Origin of the sequence: Streptomyces sp. NPDC102283 (assembly GCF_044766265.1) — a bacterium.
In the GTDB taxonomy this organism is placed as follows: domain Bacteria; phylum Actinomycetota; class Actinomycetes; order Streptomycetales; family Streptomycetaceae; genus Streptomyces.
In genome coordinates this window covers 14,444-36,312 of sequence record NZ_JBIWLQ010000025.1, presented here as the reverse complement: position 1 = coordinate 36,312, position 21,869 = coordinate 14,444, and the positions used below count along the sequence as shown (strand labels likewise).

The 21,869-nt window shown below is 71.4% G+C and carries 16 protein-coding genes; 11 read left to right on the top strand and 5 right to left on the bottom strand.

Features of this window, described 5'->3' with window-relative positions:
* Window positions 1–128 precede the first annotated feature (128 nt).
* From ACIRJT_RS34500 to ACIRJT_RS34480, 5 genes are all read left to right on the top strand, one after another.
* The gene (locus ACIRJT_RS34500; RefSeq protein WP_403917328.1) at window positions 129–887 is read left to right on the top strand and encodes an NUDIX domain-containing protein; all 759 of its coding nucleotides are present in this window, start codon (window positions 129–131) and stop codon (window positions 885–887) included.
* 144 nt (window positions 888–1,031) lie between these two features.
* The gene (locus ACIRJT_RS34495) at window positions 1,032–2,765 is read left to right on the top strand and encodes an ATP-binding cassette domain-containing protein (RefSeq protein ID WP_403917325.1); all 1,734 of its coding nucleotides are present in this window, start codon (window positions 1,032–1,034) and stop codon (window positions 2,763–2,765) included.
* Window positions 2,766–2,946: 181 nt separating this feature from the next.
* Window positions 2,947–3,813, top strand: a complete 867-nt coding sequence (locus tag ACIRJT_RS34490; protein WP_403917497.1) for a FadR/GntR family transcriptional regulator — start codon at window positions 2,947–2,949, stop codon at window positions 3,811–3,813.
* Between the two features lie 324 nt (window positions 3,814–4,137).
* Window positions 4,138–5,685, top strand: coding sequence for an RNA polymerase sigma factor (locus ACIRJT_RS34485; RefSeq protein WP_403917322.1), 1,548 nt, complete (start codon window positions 4,138–4,140; stop codon window positions 5,683–5,685).
* 134 nt (window positions 5,686–5,819) lie between these two features.
* Window positions 5,820–6,650 (top strand): S1 family peptidase, encoded by an 831-nt coding sequence (locus tag ACIRJT_RS34480; RefSeq protein ID WP_403917318.1) that lies wholly within the window; start codon window positions 5,820–5,822, stop codon window positions 6,648–6,650.
* 191 nt (window positions 6,651–6,841) lie between these two features.
* On the opposite strand, the gene ACIRJT_RS34475 is transcribed toward ACIRJT_RS34480, so the two are convergent.
* Window positions 6,842–7,075 carry a hypothetical protein gene (locus ACIRJT_RS34475; protein WP_018957087.1) on the bottom strand — a complete coding sequence of 78 codons (234 nt, stop codon included), beginning with the start codon at window positions 7,073–7,075 and terminating at the stop codon, window positions 6,842–6,844.
* A 446-nt stretch (window positions 7,076–7,521) separates the two neighbouring features.
* Here ACIRJT_RS34475 and ACIRJT_RS34470 point away from each other — a divergent pair, with 446 nt between their 5' ends.
* The 3 genes from ACIRJT_RS34470 to ACIRJT_RS34460 all read left to right on the top strand — a co-directional run bounded on the left by ACIRJT_RS34470 (window position 7,522) and on the right by ACIRJT_RS34460 (window position 11,974).
* Window positions 7,522–9,648, top strand: coding sequence for a type IIA DNA topoisomerase subunit B (locus tag ACIRJT_RS34470; protein WP_403917315.1), 2,127 nt, complete (start codon window positions 7,522–7,524; stop codon window positions 9,646–9,648).
* 245 nt (window positions 9,649–9,893) lie between these two features.
* The gene (locus tag ACIRJT_RS34465) at window positions 9,894–10,385 is read left to right on the top strand and encodes a DUF485 domain-containing protein (protein WP_403917494.1); all 492 of its coding nucleotides are present in this window, start codon (window positions 9,894–9,896) and stop codon (window positions 10,383–10,385) included.
* A complete protein-coding gene (locus tag ACIRJT_RS34460) occupies window positions 10,382–11,974 on the top strand; it encodes a cation acetate symporter (protein WP_403917312.1) in 1,593 nt (530 codons plus the stop codon). Before ACIRJT_RS34465 ends, ACIRJT_RS34460 begins: the two co-directional genes overlap by 4 nt.
* Before the next feature lie 40 nt (window positions 11,975–12,014).
* Here ACIRJT_RS34460 and ACIRJT_RS34455 read toward each other — a convergent pair whose 3' ends face one another.
* On the bottom strand, window positions 12,015–12,689 hold the full coding sequence (locus ACIRJT_RS34455) for a response regulator (RefSeq protein WP_403917309.1): 675 nt from the start codon (window positions 12,687–12,689) through the stop codon (window positions 12,015–12,017).
* Window positions 12,686–14,392, bottom strand: a complete 1,707-nt coding sequence (locus ACIRJT_RS34450; protein WP_403917306.1) for an ATP-binding protein — start codon at window positions 14,390–14,392, stop codon at window positions 12,686–12,688. Before ACIRJT_RS34450 ends, ACIRJT_RS34455 begins: the two co-directional genes overlap by 4 nt.
* Before the next feature lie 185 nt (window positions 14,393–14,577).
* On the opposite strand from ACIRJT_RS34450, the gene ACIRJT_RS34445 reads away from it, so the two are divergent.
* Complete coding sequence (locus ACIRJT_RS34445) at window positions 14,578–15,597, top strand: LacI family DNA-binding transcriptional regulator (RefSeq protein WP_403917304.1); 1,020 nt, start codon at window positions 14,578–14,580, stop codon at window positions 15,595–15,597.
* A 39-nt stretch (window positions 15,598–15,636) separates the two neighbouring features.
* Here ACIRJT_RS34445 and ACIRJT_RS34440 read toward each other — a convergent pair whose 3' ends face one another.
* On the bottom strand, window positions 15,637–16,902 hold the full coding sequence (locus ACIRJT_RS34440; protein WP_403917301.1) for a citrate synthase: 1,266 nt from the start codon (window positions 16,900–16,902) through the stop codon (window positions 15,637–15,639).
* 143 nt (window positions 16,903–17,045) lie between these two features.
* On the opposite strand from ACIRJT_RS34440, the gene ACIRJT_RS34435 reads away from it, so the two are divergent.
* Both ACIRJT_RS34435 and ACIRJT_RS34430 read left to right on the top strand, forming a co-directional pair.
* Window positions 17,046–18,191, top strand: coding sequence for a citrate synthase/methylcitrate synthase (locus ACIRJT_RS34435; RefSeq protein WP_403917298.1), 1,146 nt, complete (start codon window positions 17,046–17,048; stop codon window positions 18,189–18,191).
* 23 nt (window positions 18,192–18,214) lie between these two features.
* Window positions 18,215–19,336 (top strand): CobW family GTP-binding protein, encoded by a 1,122-nt coding sequence (locus tag ACIRJT_RS34430; RefSeq protein WP_403917295.1) that lies wholly within the window; start codon window positions 18,215–18,217, stop codon window positions 19,334–19,336.
* A 37-nt stretch (window positions 19,337–19,373) separates the two neighbouring features.
* Here the strand turns inward: ACIRJT_RS34430 and ACIRJT_RS34425 are convergent, their stop codons facing one another.
* Complete coding sequence (locus ACIRJT_RS34425) at window positions 19,374–21,830, bottom strand: DNA topoisomerase (ATP-hydrolyzing) subunit A (RefSeq protein ID WP_403917292.1); 2,457 nt, start codon at window positions 21,828–21,830, stop codon at window positions 19,374–19,376.
* Between the last annotated feature and the right edge of the window lie 39 nt (window positions 21,831–21,869).

Below are 21,869 nucleotides of genomic sequence, written 5' to 3'. Positions count from 1 at the left end.
GATCACGCGGAACTGTCCGAACGGTGCCCATGATCACGCGGCAGTGCTCGCGAAACCACGGAACCCCGGCTGATCACGAGCATGCCGAAGGGAGTGTTTATCGTCAGGCAGACGACTATGATCGCGACATGCCGCCCTACGACCCGTCGACCTTCCCGCCCTTCGCCGTCACCGTCGACCTGGTCGTGCTCACAGTGCGCCGTCACGCGCTCTGCGCGCTGGTCGTCCGCCGCGGAGAGACCCCTTTCCAGGGCAGATGGGCGCTGCCTGGCGGCTTCGTCAGGATGGACGAGGACCTGGGGTCCGCGGCGGCGCGTGAACTCGTCGAGGAAACCGGCCTCTGCGCGCACGACCCGGCGAAACCCGCCGTGGGCAACGGCGCACATCTGGAGCAGTTGGCCACCTACGGAGATCCGGCGCGCGACCCCCGGATGCGGGTGGTCAGCGTCGCTCACCTCGCCCTCGCGCCCGACCTGCCCGCACCCCGGGCGGGCGGCGACGCAAACAGTGCGCGCTGGGCGCCGGTCGAGGATCTGCTGCACCCCGGCGCCGACCGGGAGGGGGAGCAGGCGGCGCCGTTGGCCTTCGACCACGCGCGGATCCTGGCAGACGGTGTGGAACGCGCCCGCTCCAAGATCGAGTACTCCTCGCTGGCCACCGCGTTCTGCCCGCCGGAGTTCACGGTCGGCGAGCTGCGCCGGGTGTACGAAGCGGTGTGGGGCGTGGTCCTCGATCCCCGTAACTTCCACCGCAAGGTCACCGGAACGCCCGGATTCCTGGTGCCTTCGGGCGGGACGACCACGCGGCAGGGCGGCCGGCCCGCGCAGCTGTTCCGGGCCGGGGCGGCGACGGTGCTCAATCCACCGATGCTGCGACCCGAGGTCTGAGCCACCGGGCGTTCCACTGCGATGGCCCCGCTGAACGCCTGTCGGCCCACCCCTGCGCCAAAAGTCTGAAATGTCGCGTTATGTTGCTGCGGTACCCCCTGCCGCCGAGCGGTCCCACCTTCCGCGAGAGACGCGAGAGAAGCGATGCTCCAGGCCATCGGACTCACCAGCACCCCCCGTCGCGACGCTCCGCCCGCCGTGAACGATCTGACCTTCGAGGCTCCCTCCGGTCGTGTCACGGCCCTGCTGGGCGCCCCCCGCTCGGGCAAGACCACGGCCCTGCGGCTGATGCTCGAACTGGACGCCGGGCGGGGCGTCGTCTACTTCCGGGGGCGGCCGCTGCACCGCATCGCCCACCCGGCGCGGGAAGTGGGCGTACTGCTCGGCGACGTACCGGGCCACCCTTCGCGGACCGCCCGGGGGCAGCTCCGTATGCTCTGCGCGGCCGCGGGCGTGCCTGCGGCCCGAGCCGACGAGGTGCTCGAGGTCGTCGGTCTCGCCGGGCTGGGGGACCAGCGCCTGGGCACGCTCTCGGTGGGGATGGACCGCCGGCTCGGCCTCGCCTCCGCGCTGCTCGGAGACCCTCACACCCTGATCCTGGACGAGCCGGCGGAGGGCCTGTCCCCGCGGGAGAACAGCTGGCTGTACGGGCTGTTGCGCGCGTACGCGGCCCAGGGCGGCACGGTCCTCTACGCCACCGGCGACCCCAAGGAGGCGGCTCGTACGGCCGACCGTGTCGTCACCATCGGCGGCGGGCGCCTCGTCGCCGACCAGGACGTCTCCGACTTCGCCCGCACCCGGCTCCGGGCCCGGGTCGCCGTCCGCACCCCGCACGCGGCCCGGCTGGCGGCCGTGGTCAGCCGGGAGGCCCGAGCCGCTCGGCGCTCCGTCGAGGTCGTCGAGGGGAGTGGCCGGTTGACGGTGTACGGCAGCAACTGCGCGGAGATCGGGGACACCGCGTACCGGCACGGCGTCCCCGTGCACCGGCTCGCCGACGAGATCGGCGACACCGGACCCGCCGACCCGGCGGAGGCGGGAAGCGGGGAACGGGACGACCCGGCCGCCGCGCTGTCCGAGTTGCCGCCCCCGATCCGGGTGCGCCCGGCCCGCGGCCCCCTGAGCCCGCTCCGGTACGAACTGCGGCGCTCCCTCGGCGTCAGGACGACGACCATGATCATGGCGGCCGTTCTGGTGGCGTCGGCCGCGGTCTCCGTCCTGCTCGCCCGCACCGACGGCACCGCGCTGCCCCGCGTGCTCGCCGCGTGGCCCGCCCTGCTGCCGCTGCCGCCCGCCGCGCTCGGCGCGGGCCTGCTCGGGGCGCTGTCCTTCGGGGACGAGTTCCGCTATCCGGCACTCGCCGCCGCTCGCGGCACCGTGCCCCGGCGGCTCGGGCTGCTGCTGGCCAAGCTCACCGTGACCGCGAGCTTCGCGCTGCTGCTCGCGGGCCTCGCCGTGGTGTGCGGAGCACAGAGCCTCCGGCTGGTGTACGGACCGGACTTGATCGAGATCCCCTCGAACGCAGTCGCGCTCGGTGCGAGTTGGGCGGGCCTGACGGTGGGCTGTGCCTGGGCGGGGCTGCTGGCCGCCGGAGTCTTCCGGGTGGCCGGGGCGGGGATCGCCGCGGTGCTGGCCGTTCCGGTACTCGTCGTTCCGCTGGTGCAGAAGCTCTTCGCGGCGCCGTCGGCCCGTTCGGTCGCCGGGCTTCCGGGCCGACTGCGCGAGCTGGCCGGGTGGCAGTTGCCGCAGCAGGCGGACCACTGGGTCCTGGCCGTCGCGCGGGTGGTGGCGCAGCCCGTCGGCACCGCACTCGCCCTGTCGTTGTCAGCCCTGATCTGCGCGTATCTGTTCACCAGCCTTCGAGGAAAGGCGCGTTGGTGATCGTCGGGGCACCGCATCGAGGCCAGGGGCTCACAACTCCCTGAGAAATAGCCGTTTTATGCTGATATGGCGTCAATTGCGGAGCGAGCGCCGATCACCCTTTCGTGTGCTTTTCACCAAAGACCTCAAGGGGTGGGCGAGCCGCGCCGACAAAGGATGCGTGAGTACCCTTGCGCACACCATGATGACCGCCGCCCGCACCGTCGATTCCGGCCTGACCGGCTCGGGCGAACTCGACCGCTATCCCTATACGGAGGCGCCGGCCGGCGAGCGTGCCGCTTCCCGGGCCTGGGGCGGTTCCGATTCCGAGCTGGGACGGGCGAGCCGACGGGGGTCGGCCAGCCGGGGTCGCGGTCTCCACGGCCAACTCGTCCAGCAGCTTGGCCAGATGATCGTTTCCGGTGACCTCGGCGCGGACCGCCCCCTCGTTCCCGAGGAGATCGGCCAGCGTTTCGAGGTGTCCCGCACCGTCGTACGCGAATCCCTGCGCGTCCTCGAAGCCAAGGGGCTGGTCAGCGCACGCCCCAATGTGGGTACGAGGGTCCGGCCGGTCAGCGACTGGAACCTGCTGGATCCCGACATCATCGAATGGCGGGCCTTCGGCCCGCAGCGTGACGACCAGCGCCGGGAGCTGGCCGAGCTCCGCTGGACCATCGAGCCGCTCGCGGCCCGCCTCGCGGCCGGGCACGGCCGGGACGACATCCAGCAGCGGCTCGGCGACATGGTGGAGATCATGGGGCACGCGACGGGGCAGGGGGACGCGATCACCTTCTCCCGCGCCGACGCGGAGTTCCACGCCCTCCTCGTCCAGGCGGCGGGCAACCGGATGCTCGAACACCTTTCCGGCATCGTCTCGGCCGCCCTCCATGTCTCCGGGGGACCGGTCACCGGCTGTGACCGCCCGGGGGAGGCCTCGGTCGCCCATCACGCGCGCATCGCCGACGCCCTGGCATCCGGCGACGCCGGAGCGGCCGAGACGGCCATGCGCCAACTGCTCGTCGTCCACCCCGACGTCGAGCGTGTGGTTCCCGCGCCGCGCGAGCACTGACCGGGGCGCGGCCGGGGTGCGTGGGCCCGGTGCCGCCGGACCGCACGGGTCCGGCGGCATAATTGTGGGGGGATGGCACCCTTGGCCCATTTCGTCGCGTATGAGGTGTGACTCGGGCCACGCGGATTGGCCGTAACACTCCTCGAAGCAGCGCGATGACTTAAGAGGTGAGCGTCGCGGAAGGAATACAGCAACCCTTGGGTTCGCTGTGCAGTTCTGAGGCCAAACCCGCGCCGTCGGCGACATCCCCAGTCGACGGTCGTCGGTTCCAGCCCTCTCCAGGGCGGGGCCGGAAGCCGTTTCCATCGTTCCGAGAGGTTGTTCGTGTCGGCCAGCACATCCCGTACGCTCCCGCCGGAGATCGCCGAGTCCGAGTCTGTGATGGCGCTCATCGAGCGGGGAAAGGCTGATGGGCAGATCGCCGGCGATGACGTGCGTCGGGCCTTCGAGGCTGACCAGATTCCGCCAACCCAGTGGAAGAACGTTCTGCGCAGCCTCAACCAGATCCTCGAGGAAGAGGGTGTGACGCTGATGGTCAGTGCCGCGGAGTCGCCGAAGCGCGCCCGCAAGAGCGTCGCAGCGAAGAGCCCGGTCAAGCGCACCGCCACCAAGACCGTCGCGGCGAAGACCACCGTGACCAGGACCGTCGCGGCCACCGCCGCCCCGGCGGCCGAGAGCGCGGACGCGGTGGCCGACCACGCCGTCGCGGCCGCTCCCGCCAAGAAGACGGCAGCCAAGAAGACGGCGGCCAAGAAGACCGCCGTGAAGAAGACGGCGGCCAAGAAGACGGCGGCCAAGAAGTCCGGCAAGCAGGACGACGAACTGCTCGACGGCGACGAGGCGGCCGAGGAAGTCAAGGCCGGCAAGGGCGAGGAAGAGGAGGGCGAGGGCGAGAACAAGGGCTTCGTCCTCTCGGATGACGACGAGGACGACGCACCTGCGCAGCAGGTCGCCGTCGCCGGCGCCACCGCCGACCCGGTCAAGGACTACCTGAAGCAGATCGGCAAGGTTCCCCTCCTCAACGCCGAGCAGGAGGTCGAGCTCGCCAAGCGCATCGAGGCCGGACTCTTCGCCGAGGACAAGCTGGCGAACGCCGACAAGCTCGCGCCGAAGCTCAAGCGCGAGCTGGAGATCATCGCCGAGGACGGCCGACGGGCCAAGAACCACCTCCTGGAGGCCAACCTCCGTCTGGTGGTCTCCCTGGCCAAGCGCTACACCGGTCGCGGCATGCTCTTCCTGGACCTGATCCAGGAGGGCAACCTCGGTCTGATCCGCGCGGTCGAGAAGTTCGACTACACCAAGGGCTACAAGTTCTCCACGTACGCCACCTGGTGGATCCGTCAGGCGATCACCCGCGCGATGGCCGACCAGGCCCGCACCATCCGTATCCCGGTGCACATGGTCGAGGTCATCAACAAGCTCGCGCGCGTGCAGCGCCAGATGCTCCAGGACCTGGGCCGCGAGCCCACCCCGGAGGAGCTGGCCAAGGAACTCGACATGACCCCCGAGAAGGTCATCGAGGTCCAGAAGTACGGTCGCGAGCCGATCTCCCTCCACACCCCGCTCGGTGAGGACGGCGACAGCGAGTTCGGTGACCTGATCGAGGACTCCGAGGCCGTCGTCCCGGCGGACGCGGTCAGCTTCACACTCCTCCAGGAGCAGCTCCACTCCGTGCTCGACACGCTCTCCGAGCGTGAGGCCGGCGTGGTCTCGATGCGCTTCGGCCTCACCGACGGTCAGCCGAAGACGCTCGACGAGATCGGCAAGGTCTACGGCGTGACGCGAGAGCGCATCCGTCAGATCGAGTCGAAGACGATGTCGAAGCTGCGTCACCCGTCGCGCTCGCAGGTGCTGCGCGACTACCTCGACTAGATCGCGGAAGATTCACCGGCCGAGGGCCCGGAACCCCCAGGGGATCCGGGCCCTCCGGCGTGTCCTCGGGTGCGGAGGGTGACCGGCTGGATCACGCTGGGTGGACCGTTACCGCCTCAGCGTCAGGAGCCTCCATGCCCCGTTCCGTCGTCCGTGCCCTGACCGGGGTGCTCGCCCTGACCGCCACCGCGGCCGTGATGCCCCTCGCCTCGCCCCCCGCGGCGGTCGCGGACAGCATCATCGTCGGCGGACAGCCCGCCCCGGTGGCGGACAGCCCCTGGGTCGTGGCGCTGTCGAGCCGGGACCGGTTCGGAGGAGCGCGCTCGGGACAGTTCTGCGGCGGCGTCGCCGTGGCGCCCACGAAGATCCTGACGGCCGCCCACTGCCTGAGTGACGAGGCACTCGGCGGACCGGCGGAGCGGGTGAGGGATCTGCTGGTCATCGCCGGCCGGGAGCGGTTGAGCGACTCCGGAGGCCGGGAGATCCCGGTCCGGTCCATCTGGGTGAACCCGGCGTACGACCCCGACTCCAACGCCGGCGACCTCGCGGTGCTGACCCTGTCCCACGCGATGCCGAAGGGCGGCGTCATCCCGACGGCCAGGGGTGAGGACACCGCCTACCGGGCCGGGACCGCGGCGGCCGTCTACGGGTGGGGCGACACGACGGGGAGCGGCGCCTACGCCTCCGTGCTGCGCTCCGCGCGGGTCCAGGTCCTGCCGGACAGCGACTGCGCGCGGGCCTACCCGGGCGGCCGGGAGGGTACGTACAAGGCCTCGGCGATGCTCTGTGCGGGCGATCCGGCGGGTGGCAGGGACGCGTGCCAGGGCGACAGCGGCGGGCCGCTGGTGGCCCGTGGGCGGCTCATCGGCCTGGTGTCCTGGGGCAGCGGCTGCGGGCGCGCGGGCAGCCCCGGGGTGTACACCCGGGTCTCCGCCGCCCTGGAATGGGCCGAGGGCCGCATCTGACCGCGCCCCGCCCTGCGACCGGGCCACGCGGCGGGCGCTGGTGCCGACACGCTTGTCCGTGCGTGATCCTCGCGGGCCGACGCGCTGTCCGTGCGCGATCCCCGCGGACGAGAACGGGCGGCTCCCCCAGTGGGGGAGCCGCCCGTCGGCCGGTCCTGGACCGGCCCCTGGCTCGTCGTGGATGCGAGGTATCAGTGTTGTTCCTCGTCGGCAGCAGCCGTCTGCACGGCGGTGAGCCGATCCGTCTCATCCTGTATTTCCGCGGCGATCTTCTTGAGTTCCGGCTCGAACTTGCGCCCGTGGTGGGCGCAGAAGAGCAGTTCACCGCCACTGATCAGGACGACGCGCAGATATGCCTGGGCGCCGCAACGGTCACAGCGGTCTGCTGCGGTCAGCGGGCTCGCGGGGGTCAGAACAGTAGTCACGTCGCCTCTTCTCTAGCTCGACGAGCTGTCGTACCAGGGTCAACATCCAACCAGGCCGAAAACGTTCCCGCTCGTGGCTTTTCTTCGAAACTTCTTCTCGGTGTGGCTGTCTGTTGCCGGTTGGCGGCGAATGTGCCGTATGCGGAGCGCTACGGTTTCGCATTGCTTGTCTAGGGGTCGGTCCCGCCGGCCGGCTTGCCGGTTTGTTCATGAGGACGTGCCCGGAGCCTAAATGGTTCATGCGTCGAAGGGAACGTGATGTGCACGTCACTCCAACGAATGATCGAACACCCATGCGAGCCCGGATGAAGCTCGACTAGCATGAGGATTCCCCGAGGGTGGCGTTACAACCGCTCTACCAGGCCTCTGTAGGCTCTCAGCGGCAACCGAAGCCCAGCCCGATACCCACGGGGGCCCCAGATGAAATTCAGCGAGGAGCGAACCGCGTGACCGCCGAAACGTCCGTGCCGTCCACCGCGATGCTGACCGGAGCAGGCGGCGACCGGGACAGCTCCAACTACACCGCGCGGCACCTTCTCGTCCTCGAAGGGCTGGAGGCGGTCCGCAAGCGCCCCGGCATGTACATCGGGTCCACCGACAGCCGTGGCCTGATGCACTGCCTCTGGGAGATCATCGACAACTCCGTCGACGAAGCCCTCGGCGGCTACTGCGATCAGATCGAGGTCATCCTCCACGACGACGCCTCCGTCGAGGTCCGGGACAACGGCCGCGGCATTCCGGTCGACGTCGAGCCCAAGACGGGCCTCTCCGGCATCGAGGTCGTCATGACCAAGCTGCACGCCGGAGGCAAGTTCGGCGGCGGCTCCTACTCGGCCTCCGGCGGTCTCCACGGCGTCGGCGCCTCGGTGGTCAACGCGCTCTCCGCCCGTCTGGACATCGAGGTCGACCGCAACAGCGCGACCCACTCCATCAGCTTCCGGCGAGGCGTCCCGGGCATCTTCACGGAGCAGGGCCCCGACAGCCCCTTCGACCCGGCCAACGGCCTCCGCAAGGGAAAGAGGGTCCCCAAGACCCGTACGGGTACCCGTACCAGGTACTGGGCCGACCGTCAGATCTTCCTCAAGGACGCCAAGCTCAATCTGGAGACGCTCTACCAGCGCGCCCGACAGACGGCCTTCCTCGTCCCCGGTCTCACGATCGTCGTCCGCGACGAGCGGGGGCTGGACGGCGAGGGCAAGACCGAGGAGACGTTCCGCTTCGACGGCGGCATCAGCGAGTTCTGCGAGTACCTGGCCCAGGACAAGGCCGTCTGCGACGTCCAGCGGTTGACCGGCACGGGCACCTTCAAGGAGACCGTCCCCGTCCTCGACGACCGCGGCCACATGACCGCCACCGAGGTCACCCGCGAGCTCGGCGTCGACATCGCCCTGCGCTGGGGCACCGGCTACGACACGACCGTACGGTCGTTCGTGAACATCATCGCCACCCCCAAGGGCGGCACCCACGTCAGCGGGTTCGAGCGCTCCCTGACCAAGACCGTGAACGAGGCGCTGCGCTCCGCCAAGATGCTGCGGGTCGCCGAGGACGACGTCGTCAAGGACGACGCCCTCGAAGGGCTCACCGCCGTCGTCACCGTACGACTCGCCGAGCCGCAGTTCGAGGGGCAGACCAAGGAGGTTCTCGGCACGTCCGCGGCCAACCGGATCGTGGCCGGCGTGGTCGCCAAGGAGCTCAAGGCCTTCCTGACCTCGACGAAGCGGGACGCCAAGGCCCAGGCCAGGGCGGTGCTGGAGAAGGCCGTCGCCGCCGCCCGCACCCGGATCGCCGCCCGTCAGCACAAGGACGCCCAGCGCCGCAAGACTGCCCTGGAGTCCTCCTCGCTGCCCGCCAAGCTCGCCGACTGCCGCAGCGACGACGTCGAGCGCAGCGAGCTGTTCATCGTCGAGGGGGACTCGGCGCTCGGCACCGCCAAGCTGGCCCGGAACAGCGAGTTCCAGGCGCTGCTGCCGATCCGCGGAAAGATCCTCAACGTACAGAAGTCGTCCGTCTCGGACATGCTGAAGAACGCCGAGTGCGGCGCGATCATCCAGGTCATAGGAGCCGGGTCCGGGCGCACCTTCGATATCGACGCCGCGCGCTACGGGAAGATCGTCCTGCTGGTGGACGCCGACGTCGACGGCGCCCACATCCGCTGCCTGCTGCTGACCCTCTTCCAGCGCTACATGCGCCCCATGGTCGAGGCGGGGCGGGTCTTCGCCGCGGTCCCGCCGCTGCACCGGATCGAGCTGGTCCAGCCCAAGAAGGGCCAGGACAAGTACGTCTACACCTACTCCGACGGCGAGCTGCGCCAGACCCTCCTGGAGTTCCAGCGCAAGAACGTCCGGATCAAGGAGTCGATCCAGCGCTACAAGGGTCTGGGCGAGATGGACGCCGATCAGCTGGCGGAGACGACGATGGACCCGCGCCACCGCACGCTGCGGCGCATCAACATCGGCGACCTGGAATCCTCCGAGCAGGTCTTCGACCTGTTGATGGGCAACGAGGTCGCGCCCCGCAAGGAATTCATCACCAGCTCCGCGGCCACCCTGGACCGCTCACGCATCGACGCCTGAACCCCGCGCCCGCGTCGGCCCCCGCTCCGGTACCACCGGAGCGGGGGCCGCGTGCTTTTCGAGGGTCCCCGGCCTCGCGGTTCGCGCAGCCGTACGGGACTTCTGTCACCTGAAGGGGTGAAGCCGGGCGAATGGCGCGCCCGGGATCCTCCCGACTTGCCCATGGTTGGCCATGCGGCCGAAAAAGGTCGGTGGATCAGGGGAGTTGTGCGGTGGAGAAAGAAGCAGGGCCGGAGGCCGCGGGAGTGCGGCTCGACGACCCGTGGGACGACGTACCGGCCCCCGACCGGAGCGGCCGGGGCGGGACGGGAGGCGTCGCGGATCTCGACGCCTCCGCCGCGGTCGGGCCGGATCCCGAGCCCGGCGCGGCCGACATCTACCTGGAGGTGCACCGCAGCGCGGCCTTCCGCGAGGTGCGCCGCCGCTACCGCTGCTTCGTGGCTCCCGCCGCCGTCGCCTTCCTCCTCTGGTATCTCGCCTATGTCGTCGCCGCGACCACCGCACCCGATTTGATGGCCCGCCCGGTCGCCGGAGCGGTCAACGTCGCGATGGTGGCGGGTCTCGGCCAGTTCCTCACCACGTTCCTGCTCACCTGGGCGTACGCACGGCACGCGCGGCTGCGCAGGGACCGGGCCGCGCTCGATCTGCGCTGGGACACCCAGGAGATGACGCGGGGCCTCGGCAGGGAGAGGGCGAGAGGCCTCGGCCAGGAGACGGCGGGAGGGCTCGGACGTTGAGAGGCGACCACCAGGCACTCGCCCTGCTGCTGTTCAGCGCGTTCATCGCCGTGACGCTCTTCATCACCACCTGGGTCGGGCGCCACCGACAGGGCTCCGCCGAGGAGTTCTACGCCGGCGGACGCCTGTTCTCGCCCATGGAGAACGGATTCGCCCTCGCCGGCGACTACATGTCGGCGGCCTCCTTCCTCGGGATCTCCGGGCTGATCGCCCTCTTCGGCTACGACGGCATGCTCTACTCGGTCGGCTTCCTCGTCGCCTGGCTGGTCGTCCTGCTCTTCGTCGCCGAACTCGTCCGCAACTGCGGCAGGTTCACCCTGGCCGACGTGGTCGCGGCGCGGATGGCGGAGCGCCCGGTGCGTACCGCCGTCGGCACCTCGTCCGTCACCGTCTCCGTGCTCTACCTGGTCGCCCAGATGGTCGGCGCGGGCAGCCTCGTGGCCCTGCTGCTCGGCGGCACGAGCGACGCGGCCCGGTCCTGGACGGTGGTCGGGGTCGGCGCGCTCATGGTGATCTACGTGTCGTTCGGCGGCATGCGCGCCACCACCTGGATCCAGATCGTCAAGGCCGTCCTGCTGATGGCCGGGGCCGTCGCGCTCACGGCGCTCGTCCTGGTCCACTTCCACGGGAACGTCAACAGCCTGCTCACCACCGCGGCCGAACGCAGCGGCCACGGCAGGGACTTCCTCGCGCCGGGCCTCCGCTACGGCGGGGACCTGACCTCGCGCCTCGACTTCATCAGCCTGGGCGTCGCCCTCGTCCTCGGCACGGCGGGGCTGCCGCACATCCTCTCGCGCTTCTACACCGTGCCCACCGCCCGCGCCGCGCGCCGCTCCGTCGTCTGGTCCATCGGCCTGATCGGCGGCTTCTACCTGATGACGATCGTGCTCGGATTCGGCGCCGCCGCCCTCGTCGGCTCCGCCGAGGTCCGCGCCTCGAACGCGGCGGGCAACACCGCGGTCCCGCTGCTGGCACTCCACCTCGGCGGCGGTGAGGGGTCCACCGGCGGAACGATTCTCTTCGCCGTGGTCGCCGCCATCGCCTTCGCCACCATCCTGGCCGTCGTCGCGGGCATCACACTCGCCTCGTCCGCGTCCGTCGCCCACGACCTCTACGCCTCGCTCCGCCGCCCCGGGCGCGGGAAGCACGGCGAGGTCGCCGTGGCGCGTGTCGCCGCCGCGGGCATCGGCGCCGTCGCCATCGGCCTCGGACTCCTCGCCCAGGACCTCAACGTCGCCTTCCTGGTGGGCCTGGCCTTCGCCGTGGCCGCCTCGGCAAACCTCCCGGCCCTGCTCTACTCGCTGTTCTGGCGCGGCTTCACCACGCGGGGCGCGGTCTGGGCGGTGTACGGCGGCCTGGTCCCGGCGGTCGTGCTTGTGCTGGTCTCACCCGTCGTCTCGGGCAGCCCCTCGGCCCTGTTCCCCGGTGTCGACTTCCAGCTCTTCCCCCTGGAGAATCCGGGACTGGTCTCCATCCCGCTCGGCTTCCTGGCCGGCTGGATCGGTACGGTCACCTCGCCGGAGCCGCCCGACGAGGCCAAGCACGCCGAGGTCGAGGTCCGGGCGCTGACGGGGGCCGGGGCGGCGTAGGGCCTGTCGTAGGGCGTGCGGGGGTACCGCGGGCGGCGGTTCAGCCCGCGGCCCAGGCGTACCGGTGTTCCGGGCGGCCCGTCTCCCCGTAGCGCAGCGTCAGCCGGACCTTGCCGGTGCGCTCCAGCAGCTTCAGATAGCGCTGGGCTGTCTGGCGGCTCATCCCCGCGCTGTCCGCGATCTCCTGCGCGGAGAGCGGGCCGTCGGCGCCGCGCAGGGCACCGCGGACGAGCTCGGCCGTGGTGGGGGAGTGGCCCTTGGGGAGGGCCGGCTCGCCCGCCGCCCACAGCGCGCCGAAGAGCCGGTCCACCTGCGCCTGCTCGGCCTCCCCGCCCCCGTCGAGCGCCTGCCGCAGGGTCGCGTACGCCGCCAGCTTCGAGCGCAGGCCCGCGTAGGTGAACGGTTTCACCAGGTACTGGAGCGCGCCGTGCCGCATCGCGTCCTGCACGGTCGCCACGTCCCGGGCGGCCGTCACCATGATCACGTCGACCTGACGGCCGAGGCGGCGCAGTTCCCGTACGACGGCGAGGCCGTTGCCGTCGGGCAGGTAGTGGTCCAGCAGGATCAGGTCCACCGGGACCTCCTCGACCGCCTCCAGCGCGGCGGCCGCCGAGTGGGCCTGCGCGGCCACACGGAAGCCGGGGACCTTGGCGACGTACGCCGCGTTGATCTGCGCCACCCGGACGTCGTCGTCCACGATCAGGACCTGGATCACGGCTGTCCTCCCGTCGTGGCCGGATGCGCGGGGGGCGGCGGACCGTCGGGGGAGTCCGGGGCGCGCTCGGCCAGGGCCTGCGGTCCGGGCTCCGCCAGCGCCTCCGGCAGGACGACCGTGAACACCGCACCGCCTCCGTCCGCCCCGGACACCGTCACGCTGCCTCCCTGACGCTCCGCGAGCCTCCTCACGAGGGCGAGCCCGAGGCCGCGCCTGCCGTGCGCCGGGACCTCCTTGGTGGACCAACCCTCCGTGAAGATCGACGCGTACTGCTCGCGGGGGACGCCGGGGCCGCTGTCGCGCACCTCCAGGATCACCGTACGGCCCTCCGCGCACATCCCGACCTCGATCCGCGCCCCGTCCGATCCGACCGCCGCGTCCGTGGCGTTGTCGACCAGGTTGCCCATGACGGTGACCAGGCCCCGGGGATCGACCACCCGGTCCGGCAACAGGGTGTCGGGGGCCAGCCGCAGGGATACGCCGCGCTCGGCGGCGACCGTCGCCTTGCCCACGAGGAGGGCGGCCAGCAGCGGGTCCTGGATCTTCTCGGTGACCTGCTCGGCCGTCGCCCGGTGTACGCCCACCACCTCCGTGACGAACTCCATCGCATCCTCGTGCATCTCCAGCTCCAGCAGTCCGAGCAGGGTGTGCAGCCGGTTGGCGTGCTCGTGGTCCTGGGCGCGCAGGGCGTCGATCAGCCCGGTGGTGGAGTCGAGCTCGCGGCCCAGGTGCTCCAGCTCGGTCCGGTCGCGCAGGGTCACCACGGCCCCGCCGTCGTCCGTGGGCATCCGGTTGGCCAGCAGCACCCGGCTGCCCCGTACCGCCAGCAGGTCGTCGCCGACCACCCGCCCGGCCAGCACGTCCGCGGTCCTGCCGTCGCCCAGCACCTCCTCCAGCGTCCGGCCCGCCGCCTCCGGGCCCACGCCCAGCAGCCGTTGCGCCTCGTCGTTCAGCAGCCGGACGCGGCCGTTCCCGTCCAGGGCGACGACTCCTTCGCGGATGCCGTGCAGCATGGCCTCGCGCTCCGTCAGCAGCGCGGAGATGTCGGAGAATGCCAGGTCGTGGGTCTGCCGTTGCAGTCGGCGGGAGATGAGATACGCGGCGAGCGCCCCGACGGCCAGGGCTCCGCCCGCGTACGCGAGCAGCCCCGGGATCGCCCCGAGGAGCCGGGCGCGGACGCTGTCGTAGGCGATGCCCACCGACACCGCGCCGACCACATCGCCGGACGGGCCGAGCAACGGCACCTTGCCCCGCGCCGAGCGGCCGAGGGTGCCGCTGTCGATCTCCATCACCTCGCGGCCGCGCAGCGCCTCGCCGGGGTCGGTGGAGACGATCGCGCCGATCCGGTGGGTGTCGGGGTGCGACCAGCGCACCCCGCGCTGGTTCATGACGACGACGTACTCGGCTCCGGTCGCCCGTCTGACCCGCTCGGCGGCCGACTGGACGGGGCCCTTGACCGACGGGTCGGTGCTGGTCAGGTCCCGCACGATCCCCGGCTGGGCGGCGGTGCTCTGGGCGATGGCGAGGGCGCGGCGCATCGCCTGGTCGTCCAGCTGGTCGCTGAGGGGCGCCAGGAACAGGCCGGTGACCAGGATCGTCACGCCGGTGATGATGGTCAGCTGCATCAGCAGGACCTGGGAGAAGACCCGCTGGGGCCAGCCGAACCGGCGCTGTCCCCTGCCGGGGGTCGGTGGGGCGTTCATCGTAGAGACGGTAAGGGCCGGGCGGCCGGGGCGGAAATTCGGCACCGTTCCGGTCCGGCCGGCCGGGCCCGCGCGGTACGCGCCCCTTGCTTCGCGGCGCTGTGTCTGTGACCGTTCCTGGAGCGTTTCCGAGGAGTTCGCCATCAACGCAATCTGCTTGCACTTCTTGCGCTAATCTTGCGCGCATGACGCGACGACTTGCTCAAGTGGCCCAGAAAGTGGGAGTCAGCGAGGCGACGGTCAGCAGGGTGCTGAACGGCAAGCCGGGCGTTTCCGACGCCACCAGGCAGGCCGTTCTCTCCGCGCTGGACGTCCTCGGCTACGAGCGGCCGACCCAGCTGCGCGGCGAACGGGCCCGGCTGGTCGGCCTGGTCCTGCCCGAGCTGCAGAACCCGATCTTCCCGGCCTTCGCCGAGGTGGTCGGCGGCGCGCTCGCCCAGCAGGGGCTGACCCCGGTGCTCTGCACCCAGACCAAGGGCGGCGTCTCCGAGGCCGACTACGTCGAGCTGCTCCTCCAGCAGCAGGTCTCCGGCGTGGTCTTCGCGGGCGGCCTCTACCACCAGGCCGACGCCCCGCACGACCACTACAAGGTGCTCGCCGACCGCAAGATCCCGGTCGTGCTGATCAACGCGGCCATCGCCCACCTCGGCTTCCCGGGTGTCTCCTGCGACGACTCCGTCGCCGTCGAGCAGGCCTGGCGGCATCTCGTCTCGCTCGGCCACGAGCGCATCGGCCTCGTCCTCGGCCCGTCCGACCACGTGCCCTCGCAGCGCAAGCTCGCCGCCGCCCGGGTGCTCGCCGAGGAGACGGGCACGACCGTGCCCGACGAGTGGGTGGCCCGCGCGATGTTCTCGCTGGAGGGCGGGCAGGCCGCCGCGATGCGGCTGCTGGACCGGGGCGTCACCGGCATCATCTGCGCGAGCGACCCGCTCGCGCTGGGCGCCGTGCGCGCCGCCCGCCGCCGCGGTCTCTCGGTGCCCGCCGACGTGTCGGTCGTCGGCTATGACGACTCGGCCTTCATGAACTGCACCGAGCCGCCCCTGACCACCGTCCGCCAGCCCATCGAGGCCATGGGGCGCGCGGCCGTGGAGCTGCTCTCGGTGCAGATCGGCGGGCGGACCGTACCCTCGGACGAGCTGCTCTTCGAGCCGGAGCTGGTGGTGCGCGGGTCCACCGCGCAGCCACCGCGCGAGAATTCCCTGTGATCCGTAGCTAATTTGCGCTGCCCGGCCCTTGGTCCGGACCTAGCGGGCCTTCTGGGGGCCGGGCAGCGGCTGTGGCGGCCTGGGGCCCGTGTACTGCCCGCTGGGGCGGATGCGGAGCGGGCGCTCTCCGTACTCCTCCAGCGCGTGGGCGATCCAGCCCGCGGTGCGGGACACCGCGAACACCGTCTCGCCCGCGTCCGCCGGCATCCCCCGGGAGACGGACAGGACGGCCAGGGCCAGGTCGATGTTGGCGTGCAGCGGAGCGTGCCGCGCCGTCGTCTCCACCACCTCGCGGGCCGCCGCCAGCGCTCCGGCGGCCTGCGGCACGTCCTCGAGCAGCGCGAACAGGGCCGTCGCCCGCGGGTCCTCGCCCCGGTACAGCCGGTGGCCCAGGCCCGGCACCCGCCGCCCGGTCCGCAGATGATCGGCGACCACGGGGACCGCGCTGCCCCGGTCCACCGCCTCCCGGAGCATCCGGTGCGCCAGCCCGCTCGCCGCGCCGTGCAGCGGCCCCTCCAGCACGCCGAGGCCCGCCGAGACCACGGCGTACGGGTGGGCCCGCGCGGAGGCGGCGACCCGGGCGGCCAGCGTTGAGGCGGCCAGGTCGTGGTCGATCAGGAGGGCCAGGGCCGCGTCCAGCACGGCGAGGGACGGGGTGTCGGCCGGCTCCGCGGTGAGCCGTGACCACAGGTCCCGCGCCAGGGAACCCTCTTCGTCCGCCGGGTCGCCGAGCGGCGGCAGAGCGCCCACCAGGGTCGGGATCAGACTGCGGGCACTGCTCAGCACCGCCTCGGGCGACAGGACGAACCGCAGTGGATCCGTGGCCGCCGCGGCGGTCACCGCCACCCGCAGCCGGTCCGTCGACCCGCTGTGCGCGGGCAGCGCGCCGACCGTCCGGCGGGCCGCCGCGAGGGTCGCGGCGGCCGCGGTGAACCGGGCTCCGGGACGCAGCTCGCCCGTCCACAGCCACTCGGCGACCTCCTCGTAGCCGTGATGACGGGCCAGCTCCGTCGCGTCGACCCCGCGGAAGTAGCAGCGGTCGCCCTCGATGAGCGTGATGCCGGTGCGGAAGGCCAGGTCGCCCCCGGCCGGGGAGGTGTCCCGGCGTCCCGAGCGCCGGGCCAGCGCCCGGACCTCGTCGGCGTCGAACGTGCTGCCCCGCCCGCCGGCGGCCCGCGCGCTGCTCAGCTGGCCCCGGCTGACGTAGGCGTACACCGTCTCCGGCTTCACGCCCAGCAGTTCGGCGGCCTCGCGGGTGGTGAGCCGGGGCGGCCCCTGCTCGTCGGGCGCTGATCGATCCGTCATGCCGACCACCGTATCCATCCTGAATCCATGAGCGAGCCCAAGAGCTCCCTCATGCATTGATTCAATCAACATTGACAGAATTCAAGTCAAGCATAGACAGTCGAATCAATGTTGTGTGCGTCGGAAGAGAAGAGAGAGCAGCCATGACCACCACTCCTGCCGTCCCCCGCGGTCTCGCCGGTGTCGTCGTCACCGCCACCGCCCTCGGCGACGTGCGCGGCCGTGAGGGCTTCTACCACTACCGGCAGTACTCGGCGATCGAGCTCGCGCGGACCCGCGGCTTCGAGGACGTCTGGTACCTCATGGTCCACGGCGAACTGCCGGACCGGACGGCCGCCGCCGACTTCGCCGCCCGCACGGCCGCCCTGCGCGCCCTCCCCGCCGAGGTGAGTGAGGCGCTGCCCGCCATCGCGCGCGCCGGCGCCGTCTCCGGCCCCCTCGCCGGACTCCGCACCGCGCTGTCCCTGCTCGGGGCCTCGGCCGGATTCCGCCCTGTGTACGACATCGGGACCGAGCGGCGGCGCCAGGACGCGCTCACCGCCTGCGCGGCCGTCCCCACGATTCTCACCGCCCTGCACCGCCTGGGCCAGGGGCTCCAGCCGGTCGAGCCCCGCGAGGACCTGCCGCACGCCGCGAACTACCTGTACATGCTGACCGGGTCGGAGCCGGAGCCCGAGCACGCCGAAGCCGTCGAGCAGTACCTCATCTCCACCGTCGACCACGGCTTCAACGCCTCCACCTTCACCGCCCGGGTCGTCGCCTCCACCGGAGCCGACCTGGCCGCCTGCCTGGTCGCGGCGGTCGGCGCGCTCTCCGGACCGCTGCACGGCGGAGCCCCCAGCCGGGCCCTGGACACCCTGGACGCCATCGGCACCCCGGACCGCATCGACGGCTGGATCCGCGAACAGGTCCTCTCGGGACGCCGCATCATGGGCTTCGGCCACCCCGTCTACCGCACCGAGGACCCGCGCTCCCGGATGCTCAAATCCCTCGCGCAGGGCTTCGGCGGACCGCTCGTCGACTTTGCGGTGGAGGTGGAACGCCAGGTCGAGGCCATCCTCGCCGAGCTGAAGCCGGGCCGGGAACTGCACACCAACGTGGAGTTCTACGCCGGAGTGGTCATGGAGCTGTGCGGGCTGCCGCGTGCGATGTTCACCCCCACCTTCTGCGCGGCACGGGTGATCGGCTGGAGCGCCAATATCCTGGAGCAGGCGGAGGACTCGAAGATCATCCGCCCGGCGGCCCGCTACGTCGGCGCACCCCCGCCGCAGCCGGTCCCGGCACCCTGACGACGCCCCGAGGAAGGCCCCCGTTGACCCCGCCCCGTATCCCGCAGATCCCGGTCGTCGTCCTGGCGGGCTTCCTCGGCTCCGGAAAGACCACGCTCCTGAACCATCTCCTCCGCAACCGCGAGGGAACCCGGATCGGCGTGATCGTCAACGACTTCGGGGCCATCGAGATCGACGCCATGACCGTCTCGGGGCAGGTCGGCTCGACCGTCTCGCTGGGCAACGGCTGTCTGTGCTGCGCCGTCGACGCGAGCGAACTCGACACCTTCCTGGAGACCCTGACCCGGCCGTCCGCCCGACTGGACGTGATCGTCGTCGAGGCGAGCGGACTGGCCGAACCCCAGGAGCTCGTCCGTATGCTGCTGGCCAGCGACAACCCGCACATCCTGTACGGGGGCCTCGTCGAGGTCGTCGACGCGGCGGAGTTCGACGGCACCCGTCAGCGGCATCCGGAGCTCGACCGCCATCTCGCCGTCGCCGACCTCGTCGTCCTGAACAAGACCGACCGGGTGGGGGAGGCCGAGCGGGAGCGGCTGCGTGCGACGGTCGCGGAGCTGAGCGGCCCCGCCGCCGTGATCTCCGCGGTGCACGGCCGGATCGACCCCGAGCTCCTCTTCGACCCGGCCCTGCGACCGGACCACGAGGACACGGTCCGTCAGCTCACCTTCGAGGACCTGCTGCGGGAGGAGGCGCCCGATGGGCACGAGGGGCACGACGGCCACCTCCACGCCTCGTACGAGAGCGTCGACTTCACCTCGGACATCCCCATGGACCCGCGTCGCTTCATGGAGTTCCTCGACTCCCGGCCCGACGGGCTCTACCGGATCAAGGGGTTCGCGGACTTCGGCGCGGGGGACCGGGACAACACCTACGCGCTGCACGCGGTGGGCCGCTTCCTGCGCTTCGTCCCCCGCCCGTGGGCGCGCGGCGAACAGCGGCTCAGCCAACTCGTCATGATCGGCGCGGGCATCGACGCCGAAGCGCTGCTGGCCGGACTCACCGCCTGCCGCGCGGACGAGCGCGCCCTCGGCGAGTCCGCCGACGCCGACGCCGCTGCCGTCGAACGCGGCATGTGGGGCGTGCTGCGGTACGTCCAACAGGAGGCGGACCCCGCGGACGTACGGGAAGCGGCCGCGGAGGCGTAACACCCCCGGGCCGCTCCCCGTCGTACGAAAGGGGCGCCTACAGCGGCGGTCCCGCGATCACGTCCACCGACTCCAGCAGCGGTGTGCCCGAGCCGTCCCGCCTCGGGTCCGGCTCCGGCAGCTTCGCCGGGGTGCCGTTCTTCTGCGCGGCCCGGGCCGGCGTGGGGCCCGCCCAGGCGAAGACCAGGACGTCCTCGCCCTTCAGGAACCGCTGGCAGCGCACTCCGCCGGTCGCCCGGCCCTTGCGCGGATACTGGTCGAACGGGGTGAGCTTGGACGTCAGCACCGAGTCGTCCAGCGTGCCGTGCGAGCCGGCCACCGTGAACACGATCGCCTCGGCCGCCGGGTCCACCGCCGTGAACGACAGCACCTCGGCCCCGGCCGCCAGCTTGACGCCCGCCATCCCGCCGGCGGGCCTGCCCTGCGGCCGTACCTGGGCCGCCGGGTAGCGGAGCAACTGGGCGTCGGAGGTGATGAACACCAGGTCCTCCTCGCCCGTGCGCAGCTCGGTCGCGCCCACGATGCGGTCACCGTCCTTGAGGGAGATGACCTCCAACTCGTCCTTGTTGGGCGGGTAGTCCGGCACGACGCGTTTCACCACGCCCTGAAGGGTGCCGATCGCGAGGCCCGGCGAGGACTCCTCCAGGGTCGTCAGGCAGATCAACTCCTCGTCCGCCTCCAGGCTGAGGAACTCGGAGATCTGCGCCCCGCCCGAGAGATTCGGCTCCGCGTGCGTGTTGGGCAGCTGCGGCAGATCGATCACCGAGAGCCGCAGCATCCGGCCGGTGGAGGTCACCGCCCCGACGTCGCCGCGCGCCGTCGCCGCCACCGCCGACACGATCACGTCGTGCTTGGTCCGCCGGGCGTCCTCGGAGATCTCGACCGGCTCCGCGTTGGCCGTACGGGCCAGCAGGCCCGTCGAGGAGAGCAGCACCCGGCACGGGTCGTCCGCCACCTCCAGCGGCACGGACGCGATCTGGGCTCCGGCCGACTCCAGCAGCACCGTGCGCCGGTCCGTGCCGAACTTCTTCGCCACGGCGGCCAGCTCCGAGGAGACCAGCTTGCGCAGCTCCGCGTCCGACTCCAGGATCGCGGTCAGCGCGTCGATCTCGCCGGTGAGCCGGTCCCGCTCGCTCTCCAGCTCGATCCGGTCGAAACGGGTGAGCCGGCGCAGCGGGGTGTCCAGGATGTACTGCGTCTGGATCTCGCTCAGCGAGAAGTGCGCCATCAGGCGCTCCTTCGCCTGCGAGGAGTTGTCGCTGTCCCGGATGATCCGGATGACCTCGTCGATGTCGAGCAGGGCGACGATCAGGCCCTCGACCAGGTGCAGCCGGTCGCGGCGCTTGGTGCGGCGGAACTCGCTGCGTCGGCGCACCACCTCGAAGCGGTGGTCCAGATAGACCTCCAGCAGCTCTTTGAGGCCCAGGGTGAGCGGCTGGCCGTCGACCAGCGCCACGTTGTTGATGCCGAAGGACTCCTCCATCGGCGTCAGCTTGTAGAGCTGCTCCAGCACCGCTTCCGGCACGAAGCCGTTCTTCACCTCGATGACCAGACGCAGTCCGTGTGCCCGGTCGGTGAGGTCCTTGACGTCGGCGATGCCCTGGAGCTTCTTCGCCGAGACCAGGTCCTTGATCTTGGCGATCACCTTCTCCGGGCCGACGGTGAAGGGCAGTTCGGTGACGACGAGGCCCTTGCGGCGGGCCGTCACGTTCTCCACGGCGACGGTGGCGCGGATCTTGAACGTGCCGCGGCCCGCCGTGTAGGCGTCCTTGATGCCGCCCAGCCCGACGATGCGGCCGCCGGTGGGCAGGTCGGGGCCCGGGACGAAGCGCATCAGCGTCTCGATGTCGGCGCCCGGGTGCTTGATCAGGTGCCGCGCGGCGGCGATGACCTCGCCCAGGTTGTGCGGGGGCATGTTGGTGGCCATGCCCACGGCGATCCCGGAGACGCCGTTGACCAGGAGGTTGGGATAGGCGGCGGGGAGGACGACCGGCTCGCGCTCCTGGCCGTCGTAGTTGGACTGGAAATCGACGGTGTCCTCGTCGATCGCCTCCGTCATCAACGACGTGGCGTCGGCCATCCGGCACTCGGTGTACCGCATGGCGGCCGGCGGGTCGTCGTTGCCGAGCGAGCCGAAGTTGCCGTGGCCGTCGACCAGGGGGAGGCGCATCGAGAACGGCTGCGCCATGCGCACCAGGGCGTCGTAGATCGAGGCGTCGCCGTGCGGGTGCAGCTTGCCCATCACCTCGCCGACGACGCGGGCGCACTTCACATAGCCGCGGTCGGGGCGCAGCCCCATCTCGTTCATCTGGGACACGATGCGGCGGTGCACCGGCTTCATGCCGTCGCGGGCGTCGGGCAGGGCCCTGGAGTAGATCACCGAGTACGCGTACTCGAGGAAGGAGCCCTGCATTTCGTCGACGACGTCGATGTCGAGGATCTTCTCCTCGAAGTCGTCCGGCGGCGGCGGGGTCTTCGTGCTACGGCGGGCCATCGCGGCTGCGACTCCTTCACAGATTCTGTTCGGACAACC

Coding starts and splice junctions, on each gene's coding strand:
- ACIRJT_RS34490 (WP_403917497.1), top strand. CDS start 2,947: ATGATGACCGCCGCCCGCACCGTCGATTCCGGCCTGACCGGCTCGGGC.
- ACIRJT_RS34435 (WP_403917298.1), top strand. CDS start 17,046: ATGACCACCACTCCTGCCGTCCCCCGCGGTCTCGCCGGTGTCGTCGTC.
- ACIRJT_RS34450 (WP_403917306.1), bottom strand. CDS start 14,392: ATGAACGCCCCACCGACCCCCGGCAGGGGACAGCGCCGGTTCGGCTGG.
- ACIRJT_RS34445 (WP_403917304.1), top strand. CDS start 14,578: ATGACGCGACGACTTGCTCAAGTGGCCCAGAAAGTGGGAGTCAGCGAG.
- ACIRJT_RS34495 (WP_403917325.1), top strand. CDS start 1,032: ATGCTCCAGGCCATCGGACTCACCAGCACCCCCCGTCGCGACGCTCCG.
- ACIRJT_RS34500 (WP_403917328.1), top strand. CDS start 129: ATGCCGCCCTACGACCCGTCGACCTTCCCGCCCTTCGCCGTCACCGTC.
- ACIRJT_RS34480 (WP_403917318.1), top strand. CDS start 5,820: ATGCCCCGTTCCGTCGTCCGTGCCCTGACCGGGGTGCTCGCCCTGACC.
- ACIRJT_RS34440 (WP_403917301.1), bottom strand. CDS start 16,902: ATGACGGATCGATCAGCGCCCGACGAGCAGGGGCCGCCCCGGCTCACC.
- ACIRJT_RS34425 (WP_403917292.1), bottom strand. CDS start 21,830: ATGGCCCGCCGTAGCACGAAGACCCCGCCGCCGCCGGACGACTTCGAG.